General features: G+C 65.3%; 1 protein-coding gene and 2 pseudogenes. All 3 read left to right on the top strand.

What is annotated here, in order from left to right:
* Positions 1-179, top strand: a pseudogene (locus WAN71_RS21020) (acetylglutamate kinase); the annotation flags it as partial.
* Positions 176-1,390 carry an acetylornithine transaminase gene (locus tag WAN71_RS21015; RefSeq protein ID WP_422227180.1) on the top strand — a complete coding sequence of 405 codons (1,215 nt, stop codon included), beginning with the start codon at positions 176-178 and terminating at the stop codon, positions 1,388-1,390. The pseudogene WAN71_RS21020 and the gene WAN71_RS21015, both read left to right, overlap by 4 nt.
* Positions 1,387-1,640: pseudogene (locus tag WAN71_RS21010) on the top strand (ornithine carbamoyltransferase); the annotation flags it as partial. The gene WAN71_RS21015 and the pseudogene WAN71_RS21010, both read left to right, overlap by 4 nt.

The raw sequence follows: 1,640 nt of genomic DNA, 5'->3' as shown, positions 1-1,640 counted from the left end.
CATTGGCACAGCTGCTGCCCACATTGGAGACCGGCATGATCCCCAAGATCGAGGCATGTCTGCGCGCAGTTGGCGGCGGCGTGCCCAGCGCGCACATCATCGACGGCCGCGTCGAGCACTGCGTGCTGGTCGAATTGTTCACTGACGAGGGCACCGGCACGAAGGTGGTAGGCGCATGACCGACGTTGAAAAAAGGGGGGCAACAAAGACCGCAACGATGCAGCGGCGGTGGTCCGCGGTGATGATGAACAACTACGGTGTCCCGCCGGTTGCGTTGGCCAGCGGCGACGGTGCGGTGGTCACCGATGTGGACGGGAAGTCCTACCTGGATTTGCTCGGCGGCATCGCCGTCAACGTGCTGGGACATCGTCACCCCGCCGTCATCGACGCCGTCACGCGACAAATGTCAACGCTGGGGCACACCTCTAATCTGTATGCCGCCGAACCCGGCATCGCGCTGGCCGAAGCGCTGGTCGGCTTGCTCGGCTGCGACGCAGAGACGCGGGTGTTCTTCTGCAACTCCGGCACCGAGGCCAACGAGTTGGCGTTCAAACTGTCCCGGCTGACCGGCCGGACGAAACTGGTTGCAGCTCAAGAAGCTTTCCATGGCCGGACGATGGGATCGCTGGCCCTGACCGGTCAGCCGACGAAGCAGGCGCCGTTTGCACCGCTGCCCGGCGACGTCACACATGTGCCATATGGCGACACCGATGCCCTTTCGGCGGCTGTCACTGATGAGACCGCCGCGGTGTTTTTGGAGCCGATCATGGGGGAGAGCGGTGTCGTGGTACCGCCCGATGGCTACCTCGCGGCCGCCCGCGACATCACCGCCGAGCATGGTGCCCTGCTGGTTCTGGACGAGGTGCAGACCGGAATGGGCCGCACCGGTACGTTTTTCGCTCACCAGCATGACGGCATCACTCCCGACGTGGTGACGTTGGCCAAGGGCCTGGGAGGTGGGCTGCCGATCGGAGCATGCCTGGCGGTCGGACCGGCCGCGCAGCTGCTGTCACCCGGTCTGCATGGCAGCACCTTCGGCGGTAACCCAATCTGCGCGGCGGCGGCGCTGGCGGTGCTGCGGGTACTGGCCACTGAAGACCTGGTGCGACGCGCCGAAGTGCTCGGAAAAACGTTGCGCCAGGGCATCGAATCGCTCGGTCACCCGTTGATCGACCACGTCCGTGGCCGCGGCTTGCTGTGCGGGGTTGTGCTCAGTGCGCCGGCCGCGAAAGACACCGAGATAGCCTGTCGCGCTGGCGGTTTTCTGGTTAACGCAGCCGCGCCCAATGTCATCCGGTTGGCGCCGCCGTTGATCATCACCGAACACCAGATCGATGCCTTCGTCACCGCGCTGCCGGGCATCCTGGATACAGCGGGGGTAACGCGATGACACGACACTTCCTACGCGACGACGATCTGTCACCCGATGAACAGGCCGAAGTGCTCGCGCTGGCAGTCGAACTGAAAAAGGATCCGTTCAGCCACCGCCCGCTGGAGGGTCCACGCGGGGTCGCCGTCATCTTCGACAAGAACTCCACCCGCACCCGGTTTTCCTTCGAGGTGGGCATCGCCCAGCTCGGCGGGCATGCCGTGGTGGTCGACGGCCGCAGCACCCAGCTGGGCCGCGAGGAGACCCTGCA

Source organism: Mycobacterium sp. (assembly GCF_049280035.1).
GTDB lineage: Bacteria > Actinomycetota > Actinomycetes > Mycobacteriales > Mycobacteriaceae > Mycobacterium.
The sequence above is the reverse complement of the archived record's forward strand: the minus strand, read 5'-3'. Positions and strand labels throughout refer to the sequence as shown.

Bases quoted from the DNA above. Each gene is read 5' to 3' on its own strand.
- WAN71_RS21015 (WP_422227180.1), top strand. From the start codon at position 176: ATGACCGACGTTGAAAAAAGGGGGGCAACAAAGACCGCAACGATGCAG.